Source organism: Pseudonocardia sp. NPDC049154, assembly GCF_040648315.1.
Taxonomy (GTDB): Bacteria; Actinomycetota; Actinomycetes; order Mycobacteriales; family Pseudonocardiaceae; genus Pseudonocardia.
In genome coordinates, this window is sequence record NZ_JBEZDN010000091.1 from 1 (window position 1) to 14702 (window position 14702).

15 protein-coding genes are annotated in these 14702 nt (G+C 73.5%); 6 read left to right on the plus strand and 9 right to left on the minus strand.

Features of this window, described 5'->3' with window-relative positions:
• Positions 1–326 precede the first annotated feature (326 nt).
• Complete coding sequence (gene leuA / locus AB0B41_RS30930) at positions 327–2117, minus strand: 2-isopropylmalate synthase (protein ID WP_358209637.1); 1791 nt, start codon at positions 2115–2117, stop codon at positions 327–329.
• A 297-nt stretch (positions 2118–2414) separates the two neighbouring features.
• On the opposite strand from leuA, the gene AB0B41_RS30935 reads away from it, so the two are divergent.
• Positions 2415–2717, plus strand: a complete 303-nt coding sequence (locus AB0B41_RS30935; protein WP_081924374.1) for a hypothetical protein — start codon at positions 2415–2417, stop codon at positions 2715–2717.
• A gap of 18 nt (positions 2718–2735) precedes the next feature.
• On the opposite strand, the gene AB0B41_RS30940 is transcribed toward AB0B41_RS30935, so the two are convergent.
• Complete coding sequence (locus AB0B41_RS30940) at positions 2736–3989, minus strand: hypothetical protein (protein WP_358209586.1); 1254 nt, start codon at positions 3987–3989, stop codon at positions 2736–2738.
• A 303-nt stretch (positions 3990–4292) separates the two neighbouring features.
• Between AB0B41_RS30940 and AB0B41_RS30945 the strand changes: the two genes are divergently transcribed.
• From AB0B41_RS30945 to AB0B41_RS30955, 3 genes are all read left to right on the plus strand, one after another.
• Entirely contained in the window at positions 4293–5561 is a 1269-nt protein-coding gene (locus tag AB0B41_RS30945) for an aspartate kinase (protein ID WP_358209588.1), read from the plus strand.
• A 1-nt stretch (position 5562) separates the two neighbouring features.
• Positions 5563–6627, plus strand: a complete 1065-nt coding sequence (locus AB0B41_RS30950; RefSeq protein ID WP_358209590.1) for an aspartate-semialdehyde dehydrogenase — start codon at positions 5563–5565, stop codon at positions 6625–6627.
• Positions 6628–6773: 146 nt separating this feature from the next.
• Positions 6774–7322 carry a carbonic anhydrase gene (locus AB0B41_RS30955; protein ID WP_358209592.1) on the plus strand — a complete coding sequence of 183 codons (549 nt, stop codon included), beginning with the start codon at positions 6774–6776 and terminating at the stop codon, positions 7320–7322.
• Here AB0B41_RS30955 and AB0B41_RS30960 read toward each other — a convergent pair.
• On the minus strand, positions 7300–8385 hold the full coding sequence (locus AB0B41_RS30960) for an endonuclease/exonuclease/phosphatase family protein (RefSeq protein WP_358209594.1): 1086 nt from the start codon (positions 8383–8385) through the stop codon (positions 7300–7302). The genes AB0B41_RS30955 and AB0B41_RS30960 overlap by 23 nt on opposite strands.
• 243 nt (positions 8386–8628) lie before the next feature.
• On the minus strand, positions 8629–9015 hold the full coding sequence (locus tag AB0B41_RS30965) for a DCC1-like thiol-disulfide oxidoreductase family protein (RefSeq protein WP_358209596.1): 387 nt from the start codon (positions 9013–9015) through the stop codon (positions 8629–8631).
• Between the two features lie 23 nt (positions 9016–9038).
• Between AB0B41_RS30965 and arsC the strand changes: the two genes are divergently transcribed.
• Positions 9039–9404, plus strand: a complete 366-nt coding sequence (gene arsC, locus AB0B41_RS30970; protein WP_358209598.1) for an arsenate reductase (glutaredoxin) — start codon at positions 9039–9041, stop codon at positions 9402–9404.
• Positions 9405–9453: 49 nt separating this feature from the next.
• Here arsC and AB0B41_RS30975 read toward each other — a convergent pair whose 3' ends face one another.
• The 3 genes from AB0B41_RS30975 to uraD form a co-directional block, all read right to left on the minus strand.
• Complete coding sequence (locus AB0B41_RS30975) at positions 9454–10521, minus strand: GNAT family N-acetyltransferase (RefSeq protein ID WP_358209600.1); 1068 nt, start codon at positions 10519–10521, stop codon at positions 9454–9456.
• Positions 10522–10595: 74 nt separating this feature from the next.
• Positions 10596–12449: a prolyl oligopeptidase family serine peptidase gene (locus AB0B41_RS30980; RefSeq protein ID WP_358209638.1), complete on the minus strand. Its 1854-nt coding sequence runs from the start codon at positions 12447–12449 to the stop codon at positions 10596–10598.
• A gap of 13 nt (positions 12450–12462) precedes the next feature.
• The gene (gene uraD, locus AB0B41_RS30985; protein ID WP_358209602.1) at positions 12463–12993 is read right to left on the minus strand and encodes a 2-oxo-4-hydroxy-4-carboxy-5-ureidoimidazoline decarboxylase; all 531 of its coding nucleotides are present in this window, start codon (positions 12991–12993) and stop codon (positions 12463–12465) included.
• Positions 12994–13070: 77 nt separating this feature from the next.
• Here uraD and AB0B41_RS30990 point away from each other — a divergent pair, with 77 nt between their 5' ends.
• Complete coding sequence (locus AB0B41_RS30990; protein ID WP_358209604.1) at positions 13071–13511, plus strand: DUF1707 domain-containing protein; 441 nt, start codon at positions 13071–13073, stop codon at positions 13509–13511.
• 6 nt (positions 13512–13517) lie between these two features.
• Here the strand turns inward: AB0B41_RS30990 and AB0B41_RS30995 are convergent, their stop codons facing one another.
• Positions 13518–14108, minus strand: coding sequence for a TetR/AcrR family transcriptional regulator (locus AB0B41_RS30995; RefSeq protein ID WP_358209606.1), 591 nt, complete (start codon positions 14106–14108; stop codon positions 13518–13520).
• A 60-nt stretch (positions 14109–14168) separates the two neighbouring features.
• On the minus strand, positions 14169–14624 hold the full coding sequence (locus AB0B41_RS31000) for an Lrp/AsnC family transcriptional regulator (protein ID WP_358209608.1): 456 nt from the start codon (positions 14622–14624) through the stop codon (positions 14169–14171).
• Between the last annotated feature and the right edge of the window lie 78 nt (positions 14625–14702).

Below are 14702 nucleotides of genomic sequence, written 5' to 3' on the forward strand. Positions count from 1 at the left end.
GATGGTCGCCATGGCGACCATCGCCACTCACGACCGGTCCGGGCTTGGTCAGGCCGGGTGGTCGGGCTCGGGGTGCGGGAGGACGGAGGCCCGGGACGGGCGGGGTGGTGCCCCGGTCCCTCGGGCCGCGGTGTGGGCGGCGAGATCGTCGCCACCCACGCCGCCGTCGGCACCGTCTCGCCGCGGGGTCACGCGGCAGGGCGGTGGGCACGTTCGACACGCGTCGGGAAGACCCGGTGCCGGAGGTCACGGCAACCGGATCGCCGCAGGTCAGCCCGGGTCGTGAGTGCGAACTGCCGCTCTAGCAGCAGTTCGCACTCACGGGGTCAGCGGAGGGCGCGGTTGATCGCCGAGACCAGCGCCTTGAAGGAGGCGGCCACGATCGACGAGTCGATCCCGACGCCCCAGAGGACGGTGTCCTCGATGGCGCACTCGACGTAGGCGGCCGCGCGGGCGTCGTCGCCGCCGCCCATCGCGTGCTCGTGGTAGTCGAGGACCCGGACGTCGAACCCGATGCCGGCCAGCGCGTCGACGAAGGCCGCGAGCGGGCCGTTGCCGCTGCCGGCGATCTCGTGCAGCTCGCTCTCGACCCGCACGGTCGCGACGATCTCGTCCCGGCCCTCGCCGTCGCTGGTCAGGCGGTGCCGGATCAGCTTGAGCGGGGTCTCGCGGGTCAGGTACTCGGTCTCGAAGACGTCCCGCATCTCCTTGGGCGAGACCTCGCCGCCCTCGGAGTCGGTGACCTCCTGGACGACCTTCGAGAACTCCATCTGCAGCCGGCGCGGCATGTCCAGCTGGTGCTCGGTCTTCATGATGTAGGCGACGCCGCCCTTGCCGGACTGCGAGTTCACCCGGATGACGGCCTCGTAGGTGCGGCCGATGTCCTTCGGGTCGACCGGCAGGTACGGCACCTCCCACGGGTGCTCGTCGACCGGGTGCCCGGCCTCGGCGGCCTCGGCCTTCATGGCGTCGAAGCCCTTGTTGATCGCGTCCTGGTGGCTGCCGGAGAAGGCGGTGTAGACCAGGTCACCGCCCCACGGGTGCCGCTCGTGCACGGGCAGCTGGTTGCAGTACTCGACGGTCCGGCGGATCTCGTCGATGTCCGAGAAGTCGATCTGCGGGTCGATGCCCTGGGTGAAGAGGTTCATGCCCAGGGTGACCAGGTCGACGTTGCCGGTGCGCTCGCCGTTGCCGAACAGGCAGCCCTCGATGCGGTCGGCGCCGGCCTGGTAGCCCAGCTCGGCGGCCGCGACGCCGGTGCCCCGGTCGTTGTGCGGGTGCAGGGAGAGGATGATCCCGTCGCGGCGGACCAGGTTGCGGTGCATCCACTCGATGCTGTCCGCGTAGACGTTCGGCGTGGCCATCTCGACGGTCGCCGGCAGGTTGACGATCATCGGGTTGTCCGGCGTGGGCCGCCAGATCTCGCTGACGGCGTTGCAGACCTCGACGGCGTACTCCAGCTCGGTGCCCGTGTAGGACTCCGGCGAGTACTGGAAGCGCCAGTCCGTGTCCGGGTACTTCTCGCCGAACTGCTGGACCAGCTCCGCGCCGTCCGTGGCGATCTTGGTGATGCCGGCGCGATCGGAGCGGAACACCACGCGGCGCTGCAGCACCGAGGTGGAGTTGTACAGGTGCACGACGGCGCGCGGCGCGCCCTCGCAGGCCTGGAAGGTGCGTTCGATCAGCTCGGGGCGAGCCTGGGTGAGGACCTGGATCCGGACGTCCTCCGGGATCGCGTCCTGCTCGATGATCTCGCGGACGAAGTCGAAGTCCGTCTGGCTGGCTGCCGGGAAGCCGACCTCGATCTCCTTGTAGCCCATGCGGACCAGCAGGTCGAACATGCGGCGCTTGCGCGCGGGGCTCATCGGGTCGATCAGGGCCTGGTTGCCGTCGCGCAGGTCGACGGCGCACCACAGCGGGGCCTTCGTGATCCGCGTGGCGGGCCAGGTGCGATCGGGCAGCGAGACCGGCTCCACCAGCTCGTGGAACGGCTTGTACCGCCCGATCGGCATATGGGAGCCCTTCTGGGGGTTCCACACGGGCTGGTCCGCGGGCGCCGGTACGGAAGGCGTGCGGATCCTGCTGGCCGAGGAGGCGGTGTAGGCGTCGGGCGACATGGACACGGGGATCGTGCTCCTTCTGGGGGTGCTACCGGGAGGTATCGACCGGCGGCACGCCAGAACCCGCGACGAGGGGCCGGTCGGTCAGACCCCGCCGCGGCGGCGAAGGAGCAGGCGCGCCATGGAGTCGACTGTAACCCCCTGCCCCGGGGCGTCGGCAACCCCGACCCCCGTCGCGATGACGCCGACCACACTTCGTGAGGCCGGGCCACCCGATAGGGGGAGCGCGCCGACCCCGCCGAACGGCCCACGGTCTGAGAAGATGCGCGCAACTCGTGCCGTGGAGGGAACACAATGGCGGTGGGAACGACCGTGCGTCGCGGGGCAGGCCTGCTGGCCTCCCTCGTCCGGATCGTCGGGATGCTGATCGTGGCGGTCCTGGTGATCCACATCGTGCTGACCCTGCTCGACGCGAACCCGGCCAACGGCTTCACGATCTTCATCAGCGACCTGGCGGAGTACTTCAACCTCGGGCTCGGGAACCTGTTCCTGCCCGCGGAGCCGAAGCTCGCCGTGACCCTGAACTACGGCACCGCGGCGATCATCTGGGGCATCATCACCGCCGTCGTCACCCGGCTGATCCGCCGGATCGGCTGAGCGCCGGCCGGACCGGGCTCAGATCGCGTACGGCCAGTCGGCCAGCGCGTACGCCCCGAACCAGGCCGAGACGAGCACCGCTGCCACCAGCACGGACACCCGTGTGCCCGGCCTGCGCTTGGCCAGCCCCACGGCGACCGGCAGCAGCAGCGTGAACGCCGGCACCAGCAGCCGCGCCTTGGACCCCATGAGCCCGTTGCTGCCCACGTCCATGACCAGCACCACCGCCGAGTAGGCGACGAGCGGCCACGGCATCCAACCGCGCACGGCCTGCACCACGGACACCGCCAGCAGCGCGATCGCCCCGAGCAGGATGCCGACGGTCGCGACCTCCATGACCGACCGGCCGTCGGCCAGCGCGGTCGTGGCGAACGACGCCGTGGCCCTGCCGCCGTCGAACCGCGAGTCCCAGCCGCGCTGCTGCAGCGCGAACCACCCGGTGAGCGAGCCGGTGCGGGTCGCGACGTAGCCGAGGTAGGCGAGCAGCCCGGCGGCGGCGAGCGGGCCGGCCAGCCAGGGCCGCCACCCGTCCCGCCGCCCGACGACGGCGACGACCGCGGCCAGCCCCACGGCCGCGACCAGCGCCGCCGCGGTCGGCCGCACCAGCCCGGCGGCGGCCGCGGTGAGGCCCGCCCCGATCCACTGCCCGCGCAGCAGGAACACCAGCGACCAGGCGGCGGCCGCGCAGAACAGGGCCTCGGAGTAGGCCATCGAGAACACGACCGCCATCGGCGTGCTCGCGAACAGCACCACCAACACCAGCCCGACGCGCCGGGACCCGCCGGGGACCAGCTCGCCCAGCGTCGCGAGGCCGTAGGCCGCCACGATCCCGGCCAGCACGGTCGCCACGAGCGCCGCGGGCAGCAGCGGCAGGCCCGTGAGGAACCGGACGACGGCGACCGTGGCGGGATAGCCGGGGAAGAACGCCAGCGGGGTCTCGCCGCTGCGGTTGCCGTAGGCGTCGCTCAGCCCGATCGGGACGCCGCCGTAGCCGCCCTGGGCCAGGCCGAGGAACCACTGGCCGTCCCAGGAGCCGAGCTCGTCGCCGAGCCGGGTGCCCTGCCGGGTCGCGACCATGGCGAGCACCACGATCCCGACGGAGCGGACGCCGAGGAACAGAGCGGCCGGGAGCAGCGCCCGCCCGATCGCGGCCCAGGGGACGGCGCGCCCGCGGGACCGGACCGCGGCGAGCGGCTCGGTCGGGCGCTCGGCGGCCCCCGTCACCTCGTCCCGGACCACCTCCGCGCCCCCGTCGCCGCTCGCCGCGCTCATCGGTCCATGATCTCCTGCCGGGTGCCCGGGCGTCCCGGCCCCCGCGGGCCGGCACCCGACGGAGTGGTTTCGCGCGCCGGTCCCGGCGGTGGCCGTGCAGCGTCCGACAGGTGCTTCCCGCGCGATGCCCCCGGGCTCGGGCGCCCAAACGTGGCGTGGGCCTCTGTGGCATCGGTCAAACAGGTTAACCCTGCACGTCGCAGCCGGTATCCTCGGCTCCCGACCAGCGCCCGGAGAGCGGTGCGAACACGCCCCCGAGGCGGAGGACCAGGGCGCCGGACCGGCGCCGGACAGGAGGTCGGAGTGGCCCTCGTCGTGCAGAAGTACGGCGGATCGTCGGTCGAGAGCGCGGAGCGGATCAAGAAGGTCGCCGAACGCATCGTCCGCACCCGCAAGGAGGGTCACGACGTCGTCGTCGTCGTGTCCGCCATGGGCGACACGACGGACGAGCTGACGGACCTCGCCGAGCAGGTCTCCACCGGAGCCCCGCCGCCGCGCGAGATGGACATGCTGCTCACCGCGGGCGAGCGCATCTCCAACGCCCTCGTCGCGATGGCGATCCACTCGCTGGGCGCCGAGGCCCGCTCGTTCACCGGCTCGCAGGCCGGCATGCTCACCACCTCGAAGCACGGCGACGCGCGGATCGTCGAGGTCAACCCGCACCGGCTGCGCAGCGCGCTGGCCGAGGGGCACATCGTGCTCGTCGCCGGGTTCCAGGGGATGAGCGAGGACTCGAAGGACATCACCACGCTCGGCCGCGGCGGCTCGGACACCACCGCCGTCGCGCTGGCCGCGGCGCTCGAGGCGGACGTCTGCGAGATCTACACGGACGTCGACGGCATCTACTCCGCCGACCCCCGGATCGCCCCGAAGGCGCGGCACCTCGAGACCGTGACCTACGAGGAGATGCTCGAGCTGGCCGCGTGCGGCGCGAAGGTGCTGCACCTGCGGGCCGTCGAGTACGCCCGCCGCTACAACGTCCCGCTGCGCGTCCGCAGCTCGTACAACGAGAAGTCCGGCACGCTCGTCGCCGGCTCGATCGAGGAGATTCCGTTGGAGAACCCCATCATCACCGGGGTCGCGCACGACCGGTCCGAGGGCAAGATCACCGTGACGGGCGTGCCGGACACCCCCGGCATGGCCGCCCGGATCTTCCGCGTCGTGGCCGATGCCGAGATCAACATCGACATGGTCCTGCAGAACATCTCCAACCAGTCGGACGGCAAGACCGACATCACCTTCACCCTGCCCCGCTCGGAGGGCCCCAACGCCGTCGCGGCGCTGGAGAAGGCCAAGGCGCAGATCGGCTACGCCGAGCTGATCTACGACAACGAGGTCGGCAAGGTCTCCCTGGTCGGCGCCGGCATGCGCAACCACCCGGGCGTCACGGCCACGTTCTGCGAGGCGCTCTCCGACGCCGGGATCAACATCGAGACCATGAACACCTCGGAGATCCGGATCTCGGTGATCTGCCGCTCCGACCAGCTCGACGACGCCGTCCGCGCGCTGCACGCCGCGTTCGAGCTCGACTCCGAGGAAGAGGCCGTGGTCGCGGCCGGGACGGGGCGCTGACATGGCCGACAACGCTGCACCGGTGCTGGCCATCGTGGGGGCGACGGGCGCCGTCGGCTCCACCATGATCGAGATCATCGACGCCCGCGAGTCGGTGCCGTGGGGCGAGATCCGGCTCATCGCCTCCGCACGCTCCGCGGGCAAGGTGCTGAGGGTCCGCGGCGAGGACGTCACCGTGCAGGCCCTCGCACCCGAGGTGTTCGACGGCGTCGACATCGCCCTGTTCGACGTGCCGGACGAGATCTCCGCCGAGTGGGCCCCGATCGCCGCCTCCCGCGGCGCCGTGGCCGTCGACAACTCCGGCGCCTTCCGGATGGACCCCGAGGTGCCGCTGGTGGTGCCCGAGGTCAACGCCGAGGCCGCCGCGAACCGGCCCAAGGGGATCATCGCGAACCCCAACTGCACCACGCTGTCGATGATGGCCGCGATGGGCGCGCTGCACCGCGAGTTCGGGCTCGAGGCGCTGGTCGTGGCCTCGTACCAGGCCGCGTCGGGCGCCGGGCAGCCCGGCATCGACCGCCTCCAGGCGGAGCTGTCCGCGGTGGCGGGCAAGGACCTGGGCTCGAAGTCCGGCGACGTCGCCGCGGCGGTGGCCGCTCTGGGTGACGACTCCCCGTTCCCGGCCCCGCTCGCGCTCAACGTGGTGCCGTGGGCCGGCTCGCTCAAGGACGACGGCTGGTCGTCCGAGGAGCTCAAGGTCCGCAACGAGTCCCGCAAGATCCTGGGCATCCCGGACCTGCGCGTCTCGGCGACCTGCGTGCGCGTCCCGGTGATCACCACGCACGCGCTGGCGGTGCACGCCACCTTCTCCCGGGACGTCACGGTCGAGGCGGCGCACAAGGTGCTGGCCGCGCAGCCCACGATCGTGCTCGAGGACGACCCGGCCGCCGGGGTGTGGCCGACGCCCGCCGCCGTCGTCGGGCAGGACCCGACGCACGTCGGCCGGGTCCGGCAGGCGCTGGACTTCCCGAACACCCTCGAGCTGTTCGTCTGCGGCGACAACCTGCGCAAGGGCGCCGCGCTGAACACCTACGAGATCGCGGAGACCATCGCCGACCAGGTCTGACCCCCGCCCGCCTCCGGCACCGACGGCACTTCCGTGCGGACCCGCCGCGCGGAGGTGCCGTTCGTGCATCCGGGGATGCGCATCCGGGAGTGAGATGTGCCCCATGTGGGCGTCCCGGCCTGCTCCGTGCCGGTCCGTCCGAGATGATGAGCGCCGTGAGCTACGACGAGCTGCTGACGCGGTACGAGGCCGGTGGTGGTCGCCTGGCCAAGGCGAACGCGGAGGGCCTGGCGGTCCCGCCCGCCCTGCACACCGCGGTGGTCACGTGCATGGACTCCCGCATCGACGTGTTCGCCCTGTTCGGGCTGAAGCTCGGCGAGGTGCACGTGCTCCGCAACGCCGGCGGCGTCGTCACCGACGACGTGATCCGCTCGCTGTCGATCAGCCAGCGCAAGCTGCACACCCGCGACGTGCTGCTCGTCCAGCACAGCGGCTGCGGCCTCAACACCTTCTCCGACGAGGACTTCACCGAGGAGCTCGCGGAGGAGACGGGGATGCGCCCGTCGTGGCGGACCTTCGCGTTCAAGGACGTGGCGACCAGCGTCGCGCGCGGGATCGCCCAGCTCCGGCACGACCCGTTCCTGCACCCGGAGACGCGGGTTCGCGGCTTCGTGCTCGACATCGAGCGGTTCGTGCTCGACGAGGTGTTCGTCGGCGACGAGACGGACGGGGTCAGGGCAGCCGCATCGTCGTGAGGATCGCCCGGTGGTCGCTGCCGGGCAGGTCCAGGACCTCGAACGACTCCGAGGTCGCGCCGCGGTTGGCGAAGACGTGGTCGATCTCCGTGCCCAGCCAGCGGGGGAACGCCGCGGGCCAGGTCGCGGTGAGCGCCGAACCGCGCTGCGCGGCCGCGTCGCCGCAGTCCGCGGTGGCCGCCCGCAGCACCGAGTGGTCGAGGGTGGCGTTGAAGTCCCCGGCCACGATCGCCGGCGAGGACGCGGAGCACCAGCGGGACACGCCCTCGAGGTCCTGCCGCCACTGGGCGACCGAGCCCGCGGTGGGGGCCACCGAGTGGAAGGCGACGAAGGTCAGGTCGCCCATGTTCCCGCCGGACACCTGCACGTACGGGAACGGCGAGTCCTCCGTGATCCTGCCGACGTCGAAGGTCACGTCGCCGAACCGCGGGGACACGGCCGCGACCACGCCGTTGACGTCCTGCGAGCGCCGGTCGACCGAGGCGTCCGTGCGGTAGCCGAGGTCCTCGATGAGCGGCGCGAGCTTCTGCCGGTAGCGCTCCCCGGCCTCGGGCAGGGCGATCAGGTCCGGCCGCTCGCGGTGGATGAGGTCGGCGAGGGCGCGGACGTCGGCGTCGCCGGTGTAGACGTTGAAGGACAGCACCTTCACGGGGGTGCCGCCTGTCGGCAGCGGGTCGGCGGACAGCCGCGGCACCATCGTCGACGCCGTCACCGCGACGACGGCGAGCATGGCCAGCGGAAAGGGCCAGGCGCGCCGCATCCCGAGCGTGACCAGCGCCAGCGCCAGCGCGACGACGGTCACGATCACCAGCAGGATCGCGCGGAAGGCCACGATCTGGGTGAACGGGCTCCACCGGTCGAGCCCGAACCACAGGTCCGGCACGGTGAACACCGACGCGGCCACTGCGAGCAGGGCCGCGCCGACGACCCGCCCGCCGAGACCGCGCCGCGGCCGTCGGCCTCCGCCGCCGTACCCGGGCTCGGGGGTGCGCGGGGGCGGCGGGCCGGAGCCCGGACGGGCCGTGGGGACGGCCGGCGGGAACGGCCCGGGGGGCGCGCTCACCGCGCACCGCCGGCGCGGTGCGGGAACGGGATCTCGCTCATCGCGCACCAGTCTGCCCGAGCACGGGCGGCGCCCGGAGCGCTCACTCAGCGTGGCTTCAGGTGCGCGCGCGGGCTCTCGCTCCGGTGACCGGGTCGAAAACTTGACTCGGTCCAGAGAGCGTGGTGCAGTGGCGGCACACGCACGGTTCCCACCACGGTGGTCGGCCCCGCACCCTCTCCCGGGTGCGGGGGCCGACCCCTGTCAGGTCCCGCAGACCTCCGGGTAGCGCTCGCACCAGGGCGTCGTGCCCGGCAGCCGGCCGCGGTGCCGGGCGATCCACGCGTAGACGCGGTCCTGCACCGGCGCGGTGCGGGAGTAGAGGCGTTCGGGCAGGTCCGTGCGGAGGGCGACCGCGAGGGCCGCATTGACGGCCGCGGCGCCGGTGACGGTCCGCCCGTCGGCGGCGAAGTGGACCTCGTCGGCGCAGGCGGTGGTCGTCGCGCCGACCTTCTCGGGGGCGCCCGCCTGCTGGTACGGGAGCGTGGTGATCCGCGCGTCCCGGTCGAGCAGGCGTAGCCACCCGACGGTGCGGGTGCAGAACCCGCAGCGGCCGTCGAAGACCAGCAGGCCGGTGGTGGGAGGCGTCATGCCGGCCAATCTAGGCTCGGCGCATGACCGACGCCGGGCCCCAGGACGCCGTGACCATCTGGCACAACCCGCGCTGCTCGAAGAGCCGCGGCGCGCTCGCGCTGCTCACCGAGCGCGGCGTGGACCCCGCTGTCGTGCGGTACCTCGACGACGCGCCCGACCGTGCCGGACTCGAGCGCGTGCTCGCGCAGCTCGGCACGGACGACCCGCGCGCGATCGTGCGGACGGGGGAGAAGCTCTACAGGGAGCTCGGGCTCGCCGACGCCGACCGGGACACCCTGCTCGACGCCCTGGCCGCGCACCCGATCCTGATCGAGCGCCCGATCGTGGTCGTCGGGGACCGGGCCGTGGTCGGCCGTCCGCCGGAGAAGGTCCTCGACCTGCTCTGACCGGGTCGTGAGTGGCATCCGACCCTAGAGGGGCAGTTGCCACTCACGGCTAGCCGACGCGGGTGACGACCGGGCTCAGCGGGGCGCGGACGTGCAGCATCCCGCCGGTGATCTCGGCGGTGGGGCGCAGGCCTGCGCGGCGCAGCAGCTTCACCACCTGCATGTTCTGCGTGTGCGTGGTGGCCTCCAGCTCCTCGTTGCCCTGCTCCGCGGCCACCTCGGCGGCGCGGCGGACCAGCGCGGTGCCCAGCCCGCGGTCCTGCCAGGCGTCCTCCACGACCACGGCGAACGAGGCCGCGGCCGCCCTCGTGCGCTCGACGTTGACCATGCCGACCGCGCTGCCGCCGTCCGTGGTGAGGGCGAGGACCGTGCGCTGCGCCCCGCGGCCGAACATCGTGTGCGGCGCCCCGACGAGGGTGTCCAGCTCGTCGGGGTCGAGCCGGGCGGAGGCGGAGAGGAACCGTGCGCTGCGCGTGGCCGGCGAGCACCGGGCGTGCAGGGCCGCGACCAGCGGAAGGTCGGCCGGGGTCGCGATGCGCACCCGGACCTCCGAACCGTCGACCAGCAGCAGGATCGGGTCCAGCTGCGCAACCATCCGCGAGGGCGGCCCGGTGAGCGAGAGCTGGCCCGCGAGCTCGAGCAGCGCGGCGGCCCGGGACAGCTCGGTGGCGGTGAAGGGCCACGACCGGCCCAGGTGCACCTGCGACGTGCCGACCCGCAGGGTGTGGACGTGTCCGGTGCGGGCGGGCGCGCCGGGCTCGACGATCCGCGCGCGCAGCAGCGTGGCGACGGCCTGGGGCGCGCTGCCCGGGTCGGCCGCGACCATCCGGGCCAGGGCGAGCGCGGTGGTGGCGGTGTCGGCCAGCTCCGTCGCGTCCGCCCGGACGAGCAGGGTGCACGGGATCCCGGCCTGTTCCACCGTGGCGACCATGCTCGCGGGTTCGATCCCGTCCGGGACCTTGACCAGCAGCTCGTCCGTGACCGACCCGTCGTCGGCCGGTTCCCCCACCACGTGCAGCGAGAGGATGTTGCACCCCGAACGGCCGACCGCGGTCGCCAGCTCACCGAGCCGGCCGGGTCGGTCCTCCAGCTCCACGTGCACGCGCCACAGCGCCACCGTGACCGCCTCCTTGCAGATTCGGCCCCATCGTGGCGGCGGCGCGTTACGGGATCGCTACACCGGCATGACGCCTACGTGCGCGCGACTGTGATCCTCTCCAGGGCGCGGCGGGCGAAGTCGATCTCCGTGGCCACGTGCCGCAGCGTCTCGGCGACGACGAGCGAGCCGTGGCCGGCGTCGAACCGCGCGACCTCGTAGGGCAGGTCGGCGCGCTCTCGCAGCGCATCCAGGTAGTTGTCGATCTGCCGGATCGGGCAGCGCGGGTCGTTCTCCCCGGCCAGCACCAGCACCGGGGCGCGCACCTCGCCGACGTAGGTCAGCGGCGACGCGAGCCGGTAGCGCTCGGGCACCTCCTCGGGGGAGCCCCCGAACAGCGCCCGGTCGAAGGCGCGCAGCTGCTCCATCTCGTCGGCGTAGGCGGCGAGGTAGTCCGCGACCGGCACCCCGCCGATCGCCCCGGCCCACCGCTCGGGCTGGGTGCCCGCCGCGAGCAGCGCCAGGTAGCCGCCCCACGACCAGCCCTCGACGACCGTGCGCGCCGGGTCGACGAACCCGGCGGCGACGACGGCGTCGTGCACCGCGGCGACGTCCTCCAGCTCGGTCAGGCCCGGCCGGCCCTCGATCGCGTCCCGCCAGACCGAGCCGTAGCCCGTCGAGCCGCGGTAGTTGACCTCGACCACGGCGAACCCGGCGTCGACCCAGGCGGCGCGGCCGGCGGAGAACCGGTCCTCGTCCGCGGCGTGCGGGCCGCCGTGGAGGGCGAACACCGCGGGGAAGGGACCGTCGGCGGACGGACGGGCGACCAGCGCGTGGACCTTCCCGCCCGGCCCGTCGACCCACAGGTCCTCGACCGGGACGGACTCGGGCGCGGGCTCGCCGGGCGGGGTCAGCAGGCGCCGGTCGGTGCCGTCCGGGTGCAGCGCCCGCACCGCCGACGGTGTGGCCGCCGACGAGCTGGAGTACTCCACCGTGCCGTCCGGGCGGACGTCGGCCGAACCGATGCACCCCGGCGCGGTGGCCAGCTCGGTGAGCTCGCCGGTGGTCAGGTCGTAGCGGTGCAGCCGGGTACGCGCGGCGTGGGTGTGCCAGACGAGCAGGGCCGAGGCGTCCGGGTAGAAGTCCGCGTCGATCTCGCCCGGCAGGCCCAGGTGGAGCTCGGTCTCGGTGCCCGTGGCGACGTCCCAGATCAGCAGCTCCTCGCGGCCACGGCGCTCGTGGCCGACCAGCAGCCGCTGGTCGCCGCGGACGGGCGCGAAGGCGATCGGGCTCAGGCCCTTGCCCGGGCCGTCGGACTTCTCGGCCACGAGGTCGCCGTCGACGGTCATGACGCGCAGCGCGGGGTGCCGGGAGTCGCCGTGCTCGGAGTGGCTGATCGCGAGCAGGGTCTCGTCCTCGGACAGCCCGCCGACGCCGGCGTCCTCCGCGTGGTGGTAGACGCGGGTGGCGGGCCCGTCGGCGCCGCGGCGGTGCAGCCAGATCGTGGTGCCGTCGTCCGTCGAGGTGCCCACGGCGACCAGCGCGCGGCCGACGTCGAGGCCCGCGGGATAACCGTCCTCGACGCCGGGCAGGGGGTTGGCCGGCTCGGCGCCCGCGGGCAGGCCGGCGAAGGGCTCGGCGACCCAATGGCCGAACTCGTCCCCGTCCGTGTCGGCGAACCACCAGACCTGCTCGCCGTCCGGCGGGAGCGTGGCGAAGTGGGTGCCGGCGGGCCGGTCGGTGACCTGCCGGTGCAGGTCCGTGGCGCGGTCCCAGGTGTGCACCTGGGTGGTGCCGCTGGCGTTCGACGAGTACACGCTGCGGTCCGGCGCGTCGAGCGCCCAGGCGGGACGGGACATGCGGACCGCGGTGAAGCGGGCGCGCCAGCGCTGCTCGCGGTCGTCGTCGAAGAGCCGCTCCGGGACGGGGGCGACGGGGTGGCCGGGGATCGCCGTACTCACCTCATCGATCCTGCACGATGAGCCCGGTGAGCCGCAGGCGGTTGATGGCGGCCAGCTCGGTGCGGGTGCGCCGGGCCTCCTCCTCCGCCGTGTTGCCGAGCCGGTCGCGCAGCACGGCCAGCAGCTCGTCGGCGCCGCGGCCGGAGGCGCACACGAGGTAGACCTGCCCGAACCGGCGCTCGTACTCGGCGTTGCCCTCGGCCATCGCCGCCCGGACCTCGTCCGACGCGTCGGACATCCCGGCCTGCTCGCGGGCGGAGGTGGCGGAGTGGATGGCCCGCTCGCCGAGGCGCGGGTGTCCGGCGAGGGCGTCGGCGATGCCGGCCTCGTCCAGCCGCTCGAGCTGGGTGTCCGCGGCGGCGAGGAGGGCGTCGAGCTCGTCGTAGGGCCGGCCGTCGGCCATCGCCTCGGCCCACGCGTGCGAGGAGCAGACGGCGAGCAGGGCGGCGACGGCGTCGTGCCGGGGGAGGTGGTCGAAGGCGGCCGTTCCGGGGGAGGCGGGGCGGGTGTCCGGGGAGCTGGGGCCCGTCATGCGCACAGCATGGTGGGCGGCGCGCATCCGGGCGATCCCTGATCCGTCACACCGCCCGGGCGGGCAGCATGGAGGGCGTGACCGAGCCGGTGCGCCCCGAGGACATGCGCGTCTCCGACACGGACCGCGCCCGCGCCGCGCGGTACCTGCAGTGGGCGCAGGGCGAGGGCCTGCTCGACCTCGGCGAGTACGACACCCGCTCGCGGGAGGTCTTCCAGGCGCGGACCCGCGGGGACCTCGAGCGGCTGGTCCGGGACCTGCCCCCGGCCCCGGCGCGGCTCCCCGACACGTCCTCCCGCAGGCGGGTCTACTCCGACACCGGCGGCGGCACGGCGATGCGCGTGCTCACGATCATCTTCACCACCATCGCGGTGGTGAACCTCGTGGCCTGGGGGATCGTCTCGATCACCACGGGCGAGCTGCTCTACCCGTGGTTCCTGTGGACGGGGCTGCCGCCGCTGGCCGCGCTCGGGGTGCTGTACGCGTTCGGGATCGGGCGGCCGTCCTCCGACCGCTGAGCGCGATCAGCGGGCCGCGAGCTCCGGCGACCCGACGAGCATCCCGATGGCCTCGGCCACGTCCGCACCCGACGGGGCGTCCTCCGGGTCGACGACCCACTGCACCATGAGCCCGGTGAGCAGGGCCTGGTAGAAGCCGCCGAGCACGCGGGTGCGGTGGTCGGCCTCGGCAGGGTCGTCCGGCAGCGCGTGGAACATCGAGGCCAGCTCCTCGCGGGTCTGGCGCTGCGCGCCCACCAGCGCGTCGTGCAGCCGGGGCGAGCGCGCGGACTCGGCGAGGGACTCCACGTAGGTGACCCACAGCCGTCGTTCCCGGGTGAACAGGTCCGCCACCGCGGTCCAGGTCTGTGCCACCCGGTCCTCCGGCGAGGCGGCCGGGTCGACCTCGGCGAGCGCCCGGTCGAGGGCCTGCGCCCACTCCGCGGCGCCGCGCACCGCGGCCTCCGTGAGCAGGGCCTCCTTCGAGCCGAAGTGGTAGCCGATCGAGGCGAGGTTGGTGCCGGAGACGGCGACGACGTCCCGCGCGGTCGTCCGGCCGAAGCCCTTCTCGTACAGGCAGTCGGCGGCGCCGTCCAGCAGGTCCTCGCGATGTCCCATGGGCGGCGACCTTAATCGATGATCAAGACACCCGTCTGGAACGGGTGTCCATCGTGTCGGTCACGCTATGACGTCGCCCACGATGTGCTCGTAGACGACCGAGGTGCGCACGTCCGCGATCTCCGCGCGCTCGGTGAGCTTGTCGATGACCAGGGAGTACAGGGCCTGGTTGTCCGGGACGGCGACGTGCAGGAGGAAGTCCTCGGTCCCCGTCGTCACGAACACGCCGAGGATCTCGGGCAGTCGCGTGACCCAGTTGCGGAACCCCTCGATGGTGCGCCGGGAGGGCGGGCGGACACGCACCGCGATCAACGCCTGCACCGGCCGGCCCACCGCCGCGAGGTCGATGTCGAGCCGCGCGCCGCGGATCACGCCGCGCCGGCGCAGCGCCCGAGTGCGGTCCAGCGCGGTGGTGGGGGAGACGCCCACCGCGGCCGCCACGTCCCGGTTGGTCCGCCGTGCATCGCGCTGCAGTTCCCGCAGGATCGCCGTATCGAGCGCGTCGAGGTCCGCCACGGAGGCAGAGTAGCCGTACTTCGTACGGAGCTGCTGGTCATCGGTCGTCGACACACGTACCGTCCGGCGCGATCAGCC

Coding starts and splice junctions, on each gene's coding strand:
- leuA (WP_358209637.1), bottom strand. CDS start 2,117: ATGTCGCCCGACGCCTACACCGCCTCCTCGGCCAGCAGGATCCGCACG.
- AB0B41_RS30935 (WP_081924374.1), top strand. CDS start 2,415: ATGGCGGTGGGAACGACCGTGCGTCGCGGGGCAGGCCTGCTGGCCTCC.
- AB0B41_RS30940 (WP_358209586.1), bottom strand. CDS start 3,989: ATGAGCGCGGCGAGCGGCGACGGGGGCGCGGAGGTGGTCCGGGACGAG.
- AB0B41_RS30950 (WP_358209590.1), top strand. CDS start 5,563: ATGGCCGACAACGCTGCACCGGTGCTGGCCATCGTGGGGGCGACGGGC.
- AB0B41_RS30955 (WP_358209592.1), top strand. CDS start 6,774: ATGAGCGCCGTGAGCTACGACGAGCTGCTGACGCGGTACGAGGCCGGT.
- AB0B41_RS30965 (WP_358209596.1), bottom strand. CDS start 9,015: ATGACGCCTCCCACCACCGGCCTGCTGGTCTTCGACGGCCGCTGCGGG.
- arsC (WP_358209598.1), top strand. CDS start 9,039: ATGACCGACGCCGGGCCCCAGGACGCCGTGACCATCTGGCACAACCCG.
- uraD (WP_358209602.1), bottom strand. CDS start 12,993: ATGACGGGCCCCAGCTCCCCGGACACCCGCCCCGCCTCCCCCGGAACG.
- AB0B41_RS30995 (WP_358209606.1), bottom strand. CDS start 14,108: ATGGGACATCGCGAGGACCTGCTGGACGGCGCCGCCGACTGCCTGTAC.